Annotated in this window: 11 protein-coding genes and 1 tRNA gene; 6 read left to right on the top strand and 6 right to left on the bottom strand. The window is 52.1% G+C overall.

Annotated features, from left to right (window positions below):
- Positions 1–83 precede the first annotated feature (83 nt).
- Positions 84–503: a hypothetical protein gene (locus WJM45_RS07015; RefSeq protein WP_341328254.1), complete on the top strand. Its 420-nt coding sequence runs from the start codon at positions 84–86 to the stop codon at positions 501–503.
- 314 nt (positions 504–817) lie between these two features.
- Here the strand turns inward: WJM45_RS07015 and WJM45_RS07010 are convergent, their stop codons facing one another.
- Positions 818–1492 (bottom strand): DUF2959 domain-containing protein, encoded by a 675-nt coding sequence (locus tag WJM45_RS07010; RefSeq protein WP_341328253.1) that lies wholly within the window; start codon positions 1490–1492, stop codon positions 818–820.
- A gap of 354 nt (positions 1493–1846) precedes the next feature.
- On the opposite strand from WJM45_RS07010, the gene WJM45_RS07005 reads away from it, so the two are divergent.
- From WJM45_RS07005 to WJM45_RS06995, 3 genes are read left to right on the top strand one after another with little or no spacing between them, the layout of a single operon-like run.
- Positions 1847–3130 (top strand): TolC family protein, encoded by a 1284-nt coding sequence (locus WJM45_RS07005; protein ID WP_341328252.1) that lies wholly within the window; start codon positions 1847–1849, stop codon positions 3128–3130.
- Positions 3123–4463 (top strand): efflux RND transporter periplasmic adaptor subunit, encoded by a 1341-nt coding sequence (locus WJM45_RS07000; protein ID WP_341328251.1) that lies wholly within the window; start codon positions 3123–3125, stop codon positions 4461–4463. The genes WJM45_RS07005 and WJM45_RS07000 overlap by 8 nt, the downstream gene beginning before the upstream one ends.
- On the top strand, positions 4456–7617 hold the full coding sequence (locus WJM45_RS06995; protein WP_341328914.1) for a CusA/CzcA family heavy metal efflux RND transporter: 3162 nt from the start codon (positions 4456–4458) through the stop codon (positions 7615–7617). The genes WJM45_RS07000 and WJM45_RS06995 overlap by 8 nt, the downstream gene beginning before the upstream one ends.
- Before the next feature lie 587 nt (positions 7618–8204).
- On the opposite strand, the gene WJM45_RS06990 is transcribed toward WJM45_RS06995, so the two are convergent.
- On the bottom strand, positions 8205–9101 hold the full coding sequence (locus WJM45_RS06990; protein WP_341328250.1) for a dihydrodipicolinate synthase family protein: 897 nt from the start codon (positions 9099–9101) through the stop codon (positions 8205–8207).
- A gap of 28 nt (positions 9102–9129) precedes the next feature.
- Here WJM45_RS06990 and WJM45_RS06985 point away from each other — a divergent pair, with 28 nt between their 5' ends.
- Together WJM45_RS06985 and WJM45_RS06980 are read left to right on the top strand one after the other, a co-directional pair.
- A complete protein-coding gene (locus WJM45_RS06985) occupies positions 9130–9456 on the top strand; it encodes a DUF1840 domain-containing protein (RefSeq protein WP_341328249.1) in 327 nt (108 codons plus the stop codon).
- A gap of 294 nt (positions 9457–9750) precedes the next feature.
- Entirely contained in the window at positions 9751–10407 is a 657-nt protein-coding gene (locus WJM45_RS06980) for a pyridoxamine 5'-phosphate oxidase family protein (protein WP_341328248.1), read from the top strand.
- Between the two features lie 312 nt (positions 10408–10719).
- On the opposite strand, the gene WJM45_RS06975 is transcribed toward WJM45_RS06980, so the two are convergent.
- From WJM45_RS06975 to ttcA, 4 genes are all read right to left on the bottom strand, one after another.
- Positions 10720–10810, bottom strand: a tRNA-Ser gene (locus tag WJM45_RS06975).
- Between the two features lie 55 nt (positions 10811–10865).
- On the bottom strand, positions 10866–14498 hold the full coding sequence (locus WJM45_RS06970; RefSeq protein ID WP_341328247.1) for a hydantoinase B/oxoprolinase family protein: 3633 nt from the start codon (positions 14496–14498) through the stop codon (positions 10866–10868).
- The gene (locus tag WJM45_RS06965) at positions 14491–15222 is read right to left on the bottom strand and encodes an SAM-dependent chlorinase/fluorinase (protein WP_341328246.1); all 732 of its coding nucleotides are present in this window, start codon (positions 15220–15222) and stop codon (positions 14491–14493) included. The genes WJM45_RS06970 and WJM45_RS06965 overlap by 8 nt, the downstream gene beginning before the upstream one ends.
- Complete coding sequence (gene ttcA / locus WJM45_RS06960; protein WP_341328245.1) at positions 15223–16083, bottom strand: tRNA 2-thiocytidine(32) synthetase TtcA; 861 nt, start codon at positions 16081–16083, stop codon at positions 15223–15225.
- Positions 16084–16564 lie beyond the last annotated feature (481 nt).

Below are 16564 nucleotides of genomic sequence, written 5' to 3'. Positions count from 1 at the left end.
TGGTATTTCCGAAAAATTAATTAGCTAATTAACATTATTATAAGAATAGTACACCAGACACCATAACGATTGAGGTTAACCCTATGAGGATTCTATCAGCCCTTTTGCTCTCCGTATTGACTTTATCGCTAACCGCTTGCGGTAGATCGGAACAGATTAACGGGCGAAGCAGCAGCACCGCTTACCGGTCGGTTAAAATGTTGAAGGAACGCTTGCCCCCGGAAAAACGGATTGAATTCGAAATCTCGTTCTGGACCATTCGAGACGCTTACAAAGAAACCAAAGAGTTTTTGTCTCAAGTCGACGGCAAAAATCCGGATGAAATCATCGAAACAGGCCGAGAAATTTACCAGCAACGAAAAAACCAAGGCTTCAGAGAATACCAACAATACAGCTCTTGGGAAGAAATGATCAGCAAATACGCAAGGGAACGCCGCGAACAAGACCGACACATTAAACCCGATAAAAGGGATAAAGCCAACGACGTACTTTACAAATTGTAAAAGCCGGACAGAGAAACATGCAGGGCGGGTTCGCACCACGGATCCGCCCTTGCAGCTTATGTACCTTCGCACCTCAAATTTCGGCAGTGCCTAAGGAGGCACCGGGGTATTCGGTCCCTCTCTTAACGCTAGACGATTTTCGTAGGGTACGCTGTGCGTACCATGGTAACCCCGCGATGTTCATGTGCCAACCGAACCGCTAGGGCACGGATTTGGTACGCGCAGCGCACCCTACAATTTATGAATAACGATGAGCGCTCTAGCGTGAAAACGATAATTGCCGGGGAACTGAAGTTACATTTAATGACCGTATATTAAGCCGCAGGTAAGGCTTTTTGCTCGACCAAACCGGCGATAAAGCGATTCGCTTCGAAAATGGTCTGCTCCATCGCTTGAACCAACTGAGTCATATCCATGCTGATTTCTATGAACTCATGCTCTAAAGCGGCAATCGCCTGCGCATTGAGATTGTGCTTCAAAAACAACACCTGATCTTTGAACGCCGCCAATACCGGGTTGATTTTACTTTCGGCCCTGTGCATCGTTTTGATTAATTTAGCGTAATGCTGCTGGGATTGTCTTAATTGCTGTCGACTTTTGGTCTTCAACGAGCGATTAGTGTACTCGTCGAGTTCAGCTTCCCATTCGGCAAACAACGCACCAGTGACTTCTTCGATCGCGCGAATGCGACAACCGAGCTCATCCGACTTCACCTTACAAAAATCGTATTGTTGTTGCAATAAACGATATTTGTTTTCTAGCGTCGAATCGTCAACGACGACAATCGTTTTAAATCGGTCTAGAGCGTTTTCGAAATGAATTTTGGTTTCTTGCAAGCTACCGCAGGCTTGTTCGACATGCCTCACCACCATATCCCGCTTCGGGTGCCCCATCGATTCCTTGGCCTGATAATAGGCTTGACGGGCTATCTTGCTCACTAAACGCCCGACCGAATTGAGCGTTTTTCGGGTTAAATTGTTATCTGCCATTAGAATTTATCTTTCTTGAATTCAAGCCGCCATGATTAATTGTCTTGGATAATTTAGGTTATAGGCCTTTGACGGGCGACCCGGTGCCGAATTTTAATCTACGAGGGGGTAACAATCAAAAGGGAGTATGATCTCTCACCTAGCAATTAAATTCCATAGTCAACTATCATATAACTTTCGCACTTCAAATTTCAGTAGTATCCAAAGAGGCGCCGGGTATTCGATCCCTCGCCTAACGCTAGGTGACACTGCCATTAAGTTAACAAAAAATCTGAATTAAACCGGACTTTTACCATGTACCTCCGAACTCATTATGGACTACATACTACTTTTTAAAGGACATAAGAGCTTCTGATGCCAGCCCGAAAATTCATAATAATAAACTGCATTGCGATTGCTCTAGTCGCGGCATCTTTCCTTGTAAAAGCGGAAAACATTTTGACGCTCGAAGCGGCGCTTGCCACGGCCCTTCAAAACAATCCCAATCTGGCTCGAATCAAGGCCGCCGCAGAAGCATTGGCGGCCGTTCCCTCACAAGTTGGAACCCTGCCCGATCCTGTCATCGGTTTCAATGTCATGAACTTGCCGGTCGATCATTTCGATACCCGGAAAGAACCAATGGCGCAAATCGGATTCGGTATTTCTCAGGCGATTCCGTTTCCGGGCAAACTGGCCTTGCGCGAACAAGCGGCAACTTATGAAGCGCAAGCCGCTGCCTACAACGAAGATGAATGGCGCTTGAGTCTGCTGAGCGATGTCAAAACCGTCTGGTGGCAACTGTTTTATTTGGATCGCTTACTTGAGATCACCGATAACAATCGAATACTGTTGCAGCAATTAGTCGATATAGCCGGAACTAAATACGAAGTCGGCGAGGGTTTACAGCAAGACGTCTTGCTGGCGCAACTAGAATTATCGAAATTGCTGGACCGGAAAATCAAGATCGACGGCATGCGCGCCAATGCCGCGGCAAGTTTGAATGCCCTATTGGACCGACCAAGCAATGACGCAGTGCAACTGCCCACAAAGGTACCGTTACAATTGCCCGACATTTATGACGATCAAACGCTTTATCGATTAGCCGAAAGCAACAGACCTTTACTAGCAAGCGAACGGGAAAGAATCAACGCGGCAAGATCCAAACTGGACTTGGCCAAAAAAGAGATATTACCGGATTTTAATGTCAATGCCGCTTACGGCGCTCGCGATAATACGCCCGACGGCACCCGGCGCTCGGATTTGCTCAGCTTCGGTATCAGCATGAATGTGCCGATATTTTACGCGCAAAAACAGGCCCAGGGCGTAAGCCAGTCTTCGAGCGAGCTGATGCGTGAACGATACGCGCTGCAAGACCAATGGAACGGCGTCCGCAAACAAATATCACAAGCCGGAAACGACTTCCGGCAAGCCAAGAAGCAAGTGCTATTGTATGAAACGGGCATCATTCCTCAAGCCCAGCAAACAGTCGCATCGATGCTGGCCGGATATCAGGTCAATAAAGTCGACTTTCTGAATCTCATACGCAGCCAAATCACGGTCTACGACTATGAAGCGCAATATTGGCAGGCCTTCGCCGAAGCCAACCAAGCTTTGGCGCAGCTTGTCGCAGCAACAGGCAAGGAAGACATTTATGAGTAGACGCTTATTGATCACGGGCTTATCGATGCTCGCTTTGGGCTTCGGCGCAGGCTATTGGTTAGCGGACCGTATCGACAGACTATCCATTGAAGCACACTTACCCGAACATCGACTCGACGATAAAAAGCCGGAAGACCGTCAGCCATTGTTTTACCGCCACCCAATGAACCCTGAGATTACTTCGCCGGTTGCGGCCAAAGACTCGATGGGCATGGATTACATTCCGGTTTACGCGGACGAACAAACCGCCTCCGAGCCCGGAACAGTTAAAATCGATCCTGTGACGGTACAAAACATCGGTGTGCGTACCGCAAAAGCGACGCGTACCACGCTTTCCCGAAACGTGCGTGCGGTCGGCCGGGTCGATTACGACGAAGAGCATATCGTCCGTCTACACCCGAAAACTGCCGGCTGGATTGAGTCGCTTCATGTGGATAAAACCGGTCAATGGGTCGAAAAGGATACCGACCTGTTGAGTATTTATTCGCCGCAACTCGTTGCGGCTCAGCAAGAATATATTCTAGCGCTGCAAAATCAGAAAATCCTTATCGACAGCCCCTTCGAAAGCATCCGCCAGGGCGCGGAAGAACTACTGGCAAGCTCAAGAAAACGCCTGCAATTACTCGATGTCCCGGCTCATCAACTCCACGAATTGACCGATAGGCAACGCATCACAAAAAGCCTGCATATTCATGCGCCGACCGACGGCATCGTGATACAAATCGGCGCCCGCGAAGGCCAATATGTCACGCCGGATACCGAAATCTTCACGATAGCCAATATCGCCAATGTCTGGGTTTATGCCGATGTATATGAATACGAGTTGCCGTGGATTAGGCCGGGTGACCTAGCCGAAATCCGATTAGTCGGTGTTCCGGGACGGGTTTTCGAAAGCCGTGTCGAATTCATCTACCCCTATGCCGAAAAACGAACCCGCACGACACGAATTCGTTTGGTTCTCGATAACGCCGAAGGCTTATTAAAGCCGGATATGTTTACCGACGTGACGATAGCCACTCAAAGGCAGTTGGAAACTCTAGTCGTTCCGACTGAGGCAATCATCCGCTCCGGCACCCGGAACCAAGTATTCGTGGTCAGGGAACCCGGCAAATTCGAACCCCGTCGGGTCAAATTGGGCTTGGACTCCGATGGACAGGTAGCGATTATCGACGGTCTCAAGGAGGGCGAAGAAATTGTCATCTCGGCGCAATTTCTAATCGACTCCGAATCGAAACTGCGCGAGGCGACGGCAAAAATGCTGGAGCCATCTCCCCATACAACAAACGAAGTAATGCCGATGCCTCATGATGCCGGAGATCATCGGCATGATTGAAGCGATCATCGGCAGCGCCTTGAACAACCGCTTTCTGGTTTTACTCGCGGCGGCACTTCTGGCCGTGACCGGGTTTTGGTCGTTCAAGACCATCTCGCTCGACGCGATCCCCGATTTATCCGACGTACAAGTCATCGTATTCACCGAATATCCGGGGCAGGCGCCGCAAGTCGTCGAAACCCAGATCACTTATCCATTGACCACGGCGATGCTGGCCGTGCCGAAGGCCAAAGTCGTCCGAGGCAGTTCCGATTTCGGATTATCGATCATCTATGTCATTTTCGAAGACGGCACCGATATTTATTGGGCCCGGTCGAGAGTCCTGGAGTATTTGAACTATATCCGCGACCGTTTGCCGCAAGGCGTCAACCCGTCGTTGGGGCCCGATGCGACCGGAGTCGGCTGGGTCTATCAATATGCTTTGGTGGATAAAAACGGACGGCACGATTTAGCGCAATTACGTTCGATACAGGACTGGTATTTGCGTTATCCGCTGCAAACCGTGCCGGGCGTTGCCGAAGTCGCGTCGCTCGGCGGCTTCGTCAAACAATATCAAATCGAGATCGATCCGAATGCCTTGGCCGCCTACGGGATTTCGTTGGCGCAAGTCAAACAGGCCGTTCAACGCAGTAATAACGACATCGGCGGCCGCTTGCTGGAAAAGGCCGAAACCGAATACATGGTGCGCGCGCCGGGCTATATCAGTTCCCTGGAAGACATTAAGACGATTCCGCTCGGAGTCGACAATAACGGCACGCCGATCCGTATACAAGACGTGGCGCATGTACAGATCGGCCCCGAATTGCGCCGGGGTATCGCCGAGTTGAACGGCGAAGGCGAAGTCGTCGGCGGCGTTGTAATCATGCGCTACGGCGAAAACGCCCGGGCGACAATTCTCGGCGTGCGAGAAAAACTGAAAGAACTCGAACAAAGCCTTCCAGAAGGCGTCGAAATCGTCTCGACTTACGACCGGGGCGACTTGATCGAACGCGCGGTCGATACGTTATATAAGGCCTTGTCCGAGGAGCTCATCATCGTCTGCGTGCTGGTCGGCTTGTTTCTGCTGCATCTGCGTTCGTCGCTGGTGATCGTAATCACCCTGCCGCTGGCCGTGCTGATGGCCTTCATCGTCATGAAAATGCAAGGACTGAACGCCAACATCATGTCGCTGGGGGGTATAGCGATCGTGATAGGCGACATGGTCGACGGCGGCATTGTGATGATCGAAAACGCCCATAAGCATCTGGCCGAAGCCGCCGAAAAAAAACAGGCCGAATTGACGCGGCTAGAGCGCTGGCAGGCCATTACCGCCGCATCGAAGGAAGTCGGGCCGTCACTATTTTTTTCATTGCTGGTCATCACCGTGTCGTTCCTGCCCATTTTCGTGATGCAGGCGCAGGAAGGTCGAATGTTCAGCCCGCTTGCCTTCACTGCAACTTACGCAATGGCAGCCGCGGCGCTATTGACGATTACGGCCGTGCCGGTCTTGATGGGTTATTGTATTAACGGAAAAGTCATTCCCGAGCACAAGAACCCGGCCAACCGTTTTCTGCATTTCCTCCACTCGCCGGTCTTGAAATGGGCGATGCGCTACCGCGGTGTCAGTTTACTCATCGCATTACTGATGCTGACCAGTACGATGTACCCGTTGTCTCGACTTGGCAGCGAATTCATGCCGCCGCTGGATGAAGGGGATATTCTGTACATGCCGACCACGTTTCCGGGTATTTCGATCACCAAAGCCAAGGAACTGCTGCAACAAACCGATAAAATCCTGAAAACCTTTCCCGAGGTGCATCATGTCTTCGGCAAGGTCGGTCGAGCCGAAACCGCGACCGACATGGCGCCGCTGTCGATGATCGAAACCATAGTGCATCTAAAGCCGCGAACGGAATGGCCCGATCCCGGAAAGCCCCAACAAGAACTCGTCGCCGAAATGGACCGGGCGATCCGCTTTCCCGGCATGGCCAACGCTTGGACCATGCCGATCAGAAACCGTATCGATATGTTATCGACCGGCATCAAAACCCCGGTCGGCATCAAAGTATCCGGCCCCGACCTGACCGTTTTACAGTCCATCACCGAACGCATCGAACAAGAATTGAAAACCCTGCCGGACACCCTATCGGCAATGGGCGATCGCGCGGTCGGCGGTTATTATCTGGACTTCATCATCGACCGCGGCGAAGCGGCGCGATACGGCCTGACTGTCGGCGACATACAGGATGTCATACAAAGCGCGATCGGCGGCGAGAACATCACGCAAACTGTCGAAGGTTTGGAGCGCTATCCAGTGAATCTTCGTTATCCGCGCGAATTGCGCGACAATCAGGAAAACCTCAAACGTGTCCTGATACCGACGCCGCAAGGCACGCAAATCCCGCTGGCACAAGTTGCCGCGATTGAATTGAACCGAGGCCCGCCCGGCATCAAGAGCGAGGATGCCCGGCCCAACACTTGGATCTATGTCGATATCAAGACATCCGACATCGGCGGTTATGTCGAGCGGGCCAAGAAGATGCTGGCGCAACGGGTCGAAATTCCTCAAGGCTATACCGTCAGTTGGTCTGGCCAGTTCGAATATATGGAAAGAGCCGCCGAACGGCTGCGTATCGTGATTCCATTGACGTTGTCGCTGATTCTATTGTTGCTGTATTTTTCTTTCAAGAATTTCGTCGAACCGATTATCGTGATGTTGACGATTCCGTTCGGCTTGGTCGGCAGCATCTGGATGATCTATTGGTACGACTTCAACCTCTCGGTGGCCGTCTATGTCGGCTTTATCGCGCTGGCCGGCACGGCAGCCGAAACCGGGGTGATGGTGTTGAATTTCATCGATATCGAAATAGCCAAACTGCGCGGAAAAAAACAGGCGCCGTTGACGGTGGCGGAAATCAGGGAAGCCGTCGAAGCGGCCACGGCTCAGCGGGTGCGTCCGGTCGCAATCACCGCGTTCACGACGATGCTAAGTTTAATTCCGTTCATGGTGGCGACCGGCGCCGGCGCCGATGTAACCCAACGCATCGTCGTGCCCACGCTAGGCGGCATGTTGACGGTGCTGATACTGACCCTTCTGGTATTTCCGGTGCTGTATAGTCTCGTCTTGCAGCACCAGGAATCGCGCAATGCGCAAACACTTAACGGTCCCAATTAAAGCCTCATTCTTAAAGGGAAATAACGCCTATACGCATCAAGCTAAGAAAAGCCTCGCGGCTAAATCGCAACGGACCTCTTCCGGAGATTCTAAACAGCGTAGCCCGGATGGAGCGTAGCGCAAATCCGGGAAGTTCGGAGCCACGCCAGTCCCGTATTCCGCTACGCTGCATACGGGCTACGCGCTTAAATTGCAAATAAGAAAGGGCGGAGGCGTTTTTAGCTTGATACGTATGAAATGACGCCCCCTCTCACGCTTTAAATCAATTCGCTCGTTCCCAAGCTCTTTGCTTGAGAATGCAATTCGAGAAGCTCCAGCTTCTCGAAACCGGAGATTGAAAAAACAACCGAGAGGACCTGAATACTTACAATTAAGGTAACTATTCAGCGCATTTGGTCGGTTTGGCGTCGGGTATTGATTTCTAAGGACGCGTAAATACGTCCCTGTAAGCTCTGACTGCAACGTCCTGTTGCAGACAGCCTTATAAATCAATGCCCGACACCTTCTTATATATGACTTATGCTGAATAATTACCAATTAAGCTGGTATCTCGGGCCGGATCACCAAATAATGCTTAGCCTAACGCTTTAATTTAATAGGTTAAAATCGTTTAAGCAGTTGTAAATGACTTTTCGAGTTCGATCAATTACTTCAACTGGAACTGGAGTCAACGGCGGGCGAACATGCACCGGAAAACTATCGATTCTTGCTCCCATAGCCGCTTTGACCAAAGGAATTTCAAAATAACCGCTGTCATTTCGAAACCGGTTCCAAACATCGAGACAACGCTGCATCGATTGCGCCTTGCTGGCGGATAATCGGTATTCCGTTTGCATCGCGATCAATAATTCAGGCATTGGATTCGCCGCCCCCGTGACCGAACCGGATAAGCCTTTTTGCAAGGCCTCGAAAACTTTTTCGTCATTGCCCAAAAATACAGCACATTCAGGAAAATTTGAACGGTATAACTGGGCATTGTCTATATCGCCGCTCGAATCCTTAATGCCGACTATTGAAAGCCCCTGATCAAGTAGCGTGGTCACCAGATCGATACCGAGATGATTGCCGGTATGTTGGGGAAAATGATAAAGCATCGCCGGCAAAGTCGCGCCGGACAGCGCGTCGACAAAAAAACGAGAGAGCCCTTCGTCCCGACAGGCGGAATAATAATAAGGCGGCAATAATAGTATGCAGTCCGCGCAGTCTTTCGTTCCTGCAATCAACTTGCGAACATCACCGACACAAGTCCCGCTGACATTATTGATGATAGTCCCCGCGAAATTTTGCCTAACGAATTCGACAACCAGCCGACGCTCCCTTATCGTCATCGACGGGAATTCACCGGTCGTGCCATTGGAAATGACCGTCCGCACTCCCCAGTGGTACAAAGACGATAAGTAAGCTTTGAAGGCTTGCCATTCGATTTTTCCGCTTGCATCAAACGGTGTCAACAAAGCTACAATAGGGCCATGAAGTTGAATCATAAAATCCAATGAGTTTCAGTAAAGTCAAATGTTAGTAACATTCAGTTGCGATGTATACCCCAACACCACCTATTTCGGCGATATTGCGCAAACCTTGTTGAAAATGATGGGAAAACGCGGCAACGTGCCGGGCGCCATTCTGGCGGAAGATGTTCCGATAGCCCTGGAGCGATTGCAAAGCGCCCTTGAAAAACAGAAAGCGGAGTCGTCGGTAAATTCAGATGATGAAATGGACACCGGGCAAAAAGACTGGAAAGAAAAACCGGTACCTTTGAATCATCGAGCATTGCCGCTAATCGAATTACTTACCGCCGCCGCAAAGGCCAATTGCAATGTCATGTGGGATCGGAATTAAAGCTACGCGAAGGAGTTATATACCTTTCACACTTCAAATTTCGGCATTGCCTAAGGAGGCGCCGGGGTGTTCGGCCCCTCACCTAGCGTTAGGTGAGGGGCCAGCATGGAGCTGGCATAGAGCCTACAGGGATGTATTCACGGCGTCCTTTGACGGACACCCTGGTGCCGAATTTTGATCTGCGATGGGTATACCCATACATGGACTCCTCGTTTTTAATCCCCAGGTTTGTTTTACCCTTCTGGAAAAGTTATGGCAGAATAAGCCGCAGAACAATTTTGAGAGAACCCTTTAATGACCGATTTATACAGTCAACTGCACCGGCAATTGCAAGACCTTCATGATACGCGCAATCTGGCCGACCGGGTACAGGAGCTCATCGTCGAAAATCAAATAAACGAACAACATCAGCCTTTCATCGAAAGCCGAGACTTTTTCTTCTTAACCACAATCGACCACCGGGGCTATCCCACCTGCTCCTACAAGGGCGGCAACCCGGGTTTGGTTCGCGTAGTCGATCCTCAAACCTTAGCCTTCCCTAGTTATGACGGCAACGGCATGTTTCTGTCAATGGGCAATATTCAAGGCAATCCCAAGATTGGTATGTTGTTCATCGACTTTGAAACGCCGCACCGTATCCGAGTGCATGGCGAAGCATCGATTCAAGAAGACGACTCATTGCTATCGAAATATCCCGGTGCAGACATGATCGTCAGAGTCAAAATCGGCGAGATATTCATCAATTGCCCGCGCTATATCCATCGCATGCAGCGCATTGAAACGTCAAAATACGTCCCTCAACCCGACAACGAAACACCCATTCCACAATGGAAACGCATCGATGCGATACAGGATGCGCTTCCCGCTTCGGAGCAAGGTTTAGCGGAAAAACTAGGCGGCACAATTACACCGGAAGAATACGGCGAGAAAGTGATGAAGGGCGAAGGATAATTTCACAATTCAAGAGCCCTGTCTTCGCTATTTTCCAATCCCAAGCAGTTTTCTCCGCTTTAAGAACAGCCCAGACCTTGCTTTGAGAAATTCAAGATACTCCCTTCATGCTCAAAAATGGCTAACTTCATGAGAGTATGGGTGTGGCTAGTTAGGATGTCTACGGCGATACGAAAACTAAATTCGTATTCAAGCCGAATCAAACAAATAAGGAAATATTAGAGAAATCTTTGTTGCCGCATTTTGTAGCAAACGTCTGATCAAGACCACAATAGGAAAAAATGATTTCACTAGTCAGTCAGATAGATGAATTGGCGGAGAGACAGAGATTCGAACTCTGGGTGGGCTACAAACCCACGACGGTTTTCAAGACCGCTGCCTTAAACCACTCAGCCATCTCTCCGTGAGCCGCTTATGATAACGGATCGAATTTATTATTCAAGCTTTTTTTCCATTTTTTAGCCTTTTTCGTTCTGGGATTTGTAACCCGTACTTCCATAAGCTCCGCCGCCGGGAGTTTCGATTTGCAGAATATCCCCGGCCTGCATTTCGATTTCGGCGCAAGCGGCCAAGGATTCGACGGCCCCGCTTGCCCGCCACACGCTATTTTTTCCGGCCGCGCCGGACTCGCCCCCGTGTAGTCCGAATGGGGCGCTTGTGCGGTGGCTCGACAGAACATTGACGCTCATCGGCTCGAGAAACTTGATTCTGCGCACAACCCCGTCGCCGCCCTTAAACACGCCCTTTCCGCCGCTGCCGTGTCGTATCGAAAATGTTTCGAGTTGGACCGGAAAGCGCCATTCGAGCACTTCCGGGTCGGTGATGCGCGAATTGGTCATGTGGGTATGCACCGCGCTGCAGCCGTCGAAACCGTTGCCGGCGCCGGCGCCGCCGCAAATCGTTTCATAATATTGATAACGCTGATTGCCGAAGGTCAGATTGTTCATCGTGCCTTGCGATCCGGCCAATACGCCCAAGGCGCCGTATAAGGCGTCGACGATGATTTGCGAGGTCTCGACATTGCCGGCAACGACCGCGGCAGGATGTTTGGGATTGAGCATCGAGCCTTCCGGAATGACGATATCGAGCGGCTTGAGACAGCCGGCATTGAGCGGGATATCGTCTTGCACCAAGGTTCTGAAGACATACAATACCGCCGCCTTGCAGACCGCCGACGGCGCGTTGAAATTGCCGGATTGTTGCGGCGAGGTACCGCTGAAATCGATGCGTGCGCGCTGGTGTTCTCGGTCGACACTTACACGCACGGCGATTTCAGCGCCGTCGTCGAGCGCATAACGAAAATGCCCATCCGACAAACTAGCCAAAATCTTGCGCACCGACGACTCGGCGTTGTCTTGCACGAAAAGCATATAGGCTTGCACAAGCGCCAATGAATAATGATCGATCATTTTATGCAGTTCTTGAGCGCCTTTTTCATTCGCGGCGATCTGAGCCTGAAAATCGGCAATATTCTGCTCGGGATTGCGTGCGGGATAGTCTCCTGAGAGCAGCCAATCCCTCAGCGCCTCCTCGTTGAAACGGCCTTGTTCGACGATCTTGATGCCCGAAGTCAGCACGCCTTCCTCTTCGATCGAGCGGCTGCGCGACGGCATCGAGCCCGGCGTGATGCCGCCGATGTCGGCATGGTGACCGCGCGACGCGGTAAAAAACAGCAACCGGTCCCGATCGAAAACCGGCGTGATGATCGTAATGTCGGGTAAATGCGTGCCGCCTCGATAAGGCGAATTGACCAGAAAGACATCGCCGGGAGCCATCGTAAAGTCGCGGTTTTGCAGCAAACATTTGACGGTCTCGCCCATGGAACCCAGATGGACCGGAATATGCGGCGCGTTCGCGATCAACTCGCCTTGCGCGTCGAACAGCGCGCATGAAAAATCCAGCCTTTCCTTGATATTGACCGAGTGCGAGGTGTTTTGCAGCACGAAACCCATTTGCTCGGCAATCGAGATGAACAATTTGTTGAAGATTTCCAACATGACCGGATCGGGCGATGCCTCGGTCGTCAATGCGCTATGTTCGCTGTCCCGTTGGCGCGTTAGAATCAGATTGTGTATCGGGTCGACTGTCGCCTGCCACTCCGGATCGATCACGAGGGTCGAGGTCGGTTCGATGACGATAGCCGGCCCGTCGATGATCCGGTCCGGATTTAATTGTTCGCGCCGATAAACGGGCGTTTGCCAATGCCGTCCACGGAAAAAAACCGATTCGGTCGTCAGCGGCGCGATATCTTCGAAATCACCCACCTCTGCCGGTATCGACGCGTCTTGCCCGCTGAGCCCGATGACTTCGACGGCCAACGATTCGATGATGAGCGGCTTGTCGGCATAGGTAAACCCGAATTGGCGCAAGTATTGCCGTTCGAAATCGGCCAGCATGACCGACTGTTCGGTAAATTCGACCGCCAACGCGGTATCGGTGCCCTGGTAGCGTAAAAACAGGCGGCGAACCGCTTCGATGCGATCTTTTGCAACGCCTTGCGCGGCGATCTCGGCATGCCCTTCTCGTTCCAAGGCGTCGAATTCGAGCCTTAAAGCGTCCAACGAGACCTTTCCCCACGGCTGCTCCAAGGCTTTTTGCCGAACCGTGCGTAAGTCTGCCAGACCCATGCCGTAGGCCGACAAGACGCCCGCGAACGGATGCAGAATAATACGCCGCATACCTAAACGATCTGCCACCGCGCAGGCATGTTGCCCCGCCGCTGCGCCGTAACAGCACAGGGCATATTCGGAAACGTCATAGCCTTTTTGCACCGAGATGGTCTTGATGGCTGCCGCCATGTTTTCGACCGCGATATCGAGAAAACCTTCGGCGACTTGTTCGGGACTTCGGCTATCGCCGGTCTCCGCAGCGATGCGCTCCGCCAAATCAGAGAATAATGCGTAAACCCGGTCCCGATCGAGCGGCAGATTGCCTTCGGCGCCGAAAACGGCCGGAAACAGCGGCAATTTTCCCAGCATGATATTCGCATCGGTTACGGTCAGCGGACCGCCGCGCCGGTAGCCGGCAGGCCCCGGATTCGCGCCGGCCGAATCGGGACCGACCCGGTAACGCATGCCGTCGAAATGCAGAATCGAGCCGCCGCCCGCCGCGACTGTATGTATTGCCATCATCGGCACGCGCATCCTGACACCTGCGACCTCGGTTTCGAATCGGCGTTCGTATTCGCCTGCGAAATGCGCGACATCGGTCGAGGTTCCGCCCATGTCGAACGCGATAATTTTGTCGAAACCAGCCTGTTGCGCGACCGCGACCGCGCCAACGATACCGCCGGCCGGGCCCGACAAAATGCAATCGCGGCCTCGGAAACGCTTGGCATCGGTCAGGCCGCCGTTCGATTGCATGAACATCAAGCGAACTTCATCCGAGCGCTCGCCGCCCAAACCCGAGGCAACTTGATCGACATAGCGCTGCAACATCGGCGATAAATAGGCATCGACGACGGTCGTATCGCCGCGCCCGACAATCTTCATCAACGGACTGACCTGATGCGAAATGGAGATTTGCGTGAAGCCGACTCGTTCGGCGATTTTTTGCAAACGCAATTCATGCGCCGGATAGCGCCAGGCATGCAGTAACACCACCGCGATCGAGCGCAAACCTTGCTCGTAAAGCGTTTGTAACTGACGTTCGACAAGCTGCTCGTCCAAGGTTTTAAGCACGCTGCCTTGGGCGTCGATGCGCTCGTCGATTTCGACGACGGTTCGATAAAGTTGCTCAGGCAGTTGGATATTCAGCGCGAAAATATCGGGCCGGTTCTGATAAGCGATGCGCAGACAATCCTTGAAGCCTTTTGTGATTATTAGCGCGACGGGTTCGCCTTTGCGTTCGAGCAAGGCATTGGTGCCGACCGTCGTGCCCATTTTGACGATTTCGACGGCATCCGCCAGCGGCTCTGCTGGACCCGCATTCAGGATATCGCGCATGCCTTGCAGCGCGGCATCTCGGTAACGCTCCGGGTTATCCGACAGTAATTTATGCGTCAGCAGGCGTCCGTCCGGGCTTTTCGCGACAACGTCGGTAAACGTGCCGCCCCGGTCTATCCAAAATTGCCAGCGTTTGACATCATTCATAAGCGACTCTCATGCCGATTTTTAGACCCAATTGCCGTTCGGCATGACCTTGATTGACGGCGATTTCGACCAATCCGCATGAATTGCAATACCAAAACGGCGCGCCTACCGCGGCTTCGCTGAAGGTGCCGGCTTGCTCGAGCCTGCGTCCGTCGACCATTAATATCCGTCCATCCAGTTCGGAACGGTAACGCAGCCCGGTAAAGGCATTGCCGTAGCCGTCGAAATAAATAATTTCGGCCAGATCTTCAGGCCAATCGGCGATATCGACATGGTAAGGTTTTAAATCGTCTGCCGCTTGATCCAGAGCGAGGCGTGCCGCGACCGGCGCGAACAAATCGCGGCCGTGAAAACTCATCGAGCAATTTTCGGGACGCCAGACGATTTCGAACCAATCGCGGCGTTCGGCATGTTTGGCGACGGTATTCAACAAGCCGTTATCCGGGCCGACGAATGTTTGTCCGTCCGCCTGCAATACCAATGGCTTACGCGCCCCGCCGACACCGGGATCGACGACGCAGAGAAAAACCGAATCTTGCGGAAACTGTTGCCGCAATGCGGCCAATAGATAGGCGGCAGATCGGGGATTGCCGCACGGCGCGTTACTGACAAGATGAATGACGGGATGGGACGGCGCAAGCTGACGAAGCACGATTTCGACCTGCCCGAGATAAGGGCCGGCCGGCCCGAAATCGGTGAACAGTACGATAGCTGCACCGGTCATTTACATTGCCAAGACCGACAACCCGGCGTCAACATCGATCGCTTCGCATCCATTTAGCAGGTTCGAGTTGGCTTTGAGTCCGGCGAAATCGAACAGTTGAGTATCGGCCAATTGCGATGGCGCGACGTTTTGCAGACTCGTGAAAATCGTCTCCAAACGCCCCGGAAACTGTTTGTCCCAAGTCTTCAGCATGACTTTCATCGCTTGGCGCTGCAGGTTTTCCTGCGAGCCGCACAGATTGCACGGAATGATCGGATAATCGCGGAACGCGGCGAAGCGTTGTATTTCTTTTTCGCGGCAATAGGCGAGCGGCCGGATCACGATGTTTTTCTTGTCATCGCTCAAAAGCTTCGGCGGCATCGCCTTCAGTTTGCCGCCGTAAAAAATATTCAGGAAAAAAGTTTCCAAAATATCATCACGGTGATGGCCCAAGGCGATCTTGGTAATGCCGTTCGCCTCGGCAAAACCGTATAAGGTACCGCGCCGCAATCTCGAACACAGGCCGCAGGTCGTTTGGCCTTCGGGAATCACACGCTTGACCACGCTGTAGGTGTCTTTCTCTATGATGTGGTAAGGAACGCCGATGGACTCGAGGTATTCGGGTAAAACATGCTCCGGAAAACCCGGTTGTTTTTGATCCAGATTGACCGCCAACAGTTCGAACTTGACCGGCGCGGTTTTTTGCAGATTCATCAAGATGTCCAGCATCGTAAACGAATCCTTGCCTCCGGACAGGCAAACCATGATTTTATCGCCGTCCTCGATCATGTTGTAATCGGCGATCGCATCGCCGACCGCATGACGCAAACGTTTTTGCAGTTTGTTGAATTGAGTTCGGGATTTTTGAATCGGATGAGTCATACGAAATAAATTATAGTCTATGCGTCGCGTACCCTTTTCGGGGCGCGGAAAATAATTTCTAGTTTCCACGATCCTCCGTGGGAACTCATATCATGGCTGCCGAAGCAAGAAAGGTATGCATTCCCACGCTGGAGCGGTGGGAATGAGGAATGCACAAATACTTTCAAAGCCTCCGGCGCGTTGGGAACCAGGAATCGCTGGTGCGCGGTGCGCACCCTACGGAATGAAGGTTCCCGCGCGGAGTCTGTGGGAACCTAATAAATATACCCATCGCAGATTAAAATTCGGCACCAGGGTGTCCGTCAAAGGACGCCGTAAACCCAGCACCTAAATTCCATAGCCTAATTGGCCGTGATTGATTACATAGATAATTTAGGTGCTGGGTAAATACATCCCTGTAGGCTCTATGCCAGCTCCATGCTGGCCCCTCACCTAACGCTAGGTGAGGGGCCGCACACCCTGGCGCCTCCTCAGGCACTGC

The sequence above is a fragment of the Methylotuvimicrobium sp. KM2 genome (genome assembly GCF_038051925.1).
Taxonomy (GTDB): Bacteria; Pseudomonadota; Gammaproteobacteria; order Methylococcales; family Methylomonadaceae; genus Methylotuvimicrobium.
Note: the sequence above shows the minus strand (reverse complement) of the source record. Positions and strands in the feature narration are given on the sequence as shown.

Excerpts from the sequence above, each read along its gene's own strand:
- WJM45_RS07000 (WP_341328251.1), top strand. The coding sequence starts at position 3,123 with ATGAGTAGACGCTTATTGATCACGGGCTTATCGATGCTCGCTTTGGGC.
- WJM45_RS06985 (WP_341328249.1), top strand. The coding sequence starts at position 9,130 with ATGTTAGTAACATTCAGTTGCGATGTATACCCCAACACCACCTATTTC.
- WJM45_RS07015 (WP_341328254.1), top strand. The coding sequence starts at position 84 with ATGAGGATTCTATCAGCCCTTTTGCTCTCCGTATTGACTTTATCGCTA.
- ttcA (WP_341328245.1), bottom strand. The coding sequence starts at position 16,083 with ATGACTCATCCGATTCAAAAATCCCGAACTCAATTCAACAAACTGCAA.
- WJM45_RS06965 (WP_341328246.1), bottom strand. The coding sequence starts at position 15,222 with ATGACCGGTGCAGCTATCGTACTGTTCACCGATTTCGGGCCGGCCGGC.
- WJM45_RS06970 (WP_341328247.1), bottom strand. The coding sequence starts at position 14,498 with ATGAATGATGTCAAACGCTGGCAATTTTGGATAGACCGGGGCGGCACG.
- WJM45_RS07005 (WP_341328252.1), top strand. The coding sequence starts at position 1,847 with ATGCCAGCCCGAAAATTCATAATAATAAACTGCATTGCGATTGCTCTA.
- WJM45_RS06990 (WP_341328250.1), bottom strand. The coding sequence starts at position 9,101 with ATGATTCAACTTCATGGCCCTATTGTAGCTTTGTTGACACCGTTTGAT.
- WJM45_RS06980 (WP_341328248.1), top strand. The coding sequence starts at position 9,751 with ATGACCGATTTATACAGTCAACTGCACCGGCAATTGCAAGACCTTCAT.
- WJM45_RS06995 (WP_341328914.1), top strand. The coding sequence starts at position 4,456 with ATGATTGAAGCGATCATCGGCAGCGCCTTGAACAACCGCTTTCTGGTT.
- WJM45_RS07010 (WP_341328253.1), bottom strand. The coding sequence starts at position 1,492 with ATGGCAGATAACAATTTAACCCGAAAAACGCTCAATTCGGTCGGGCGT.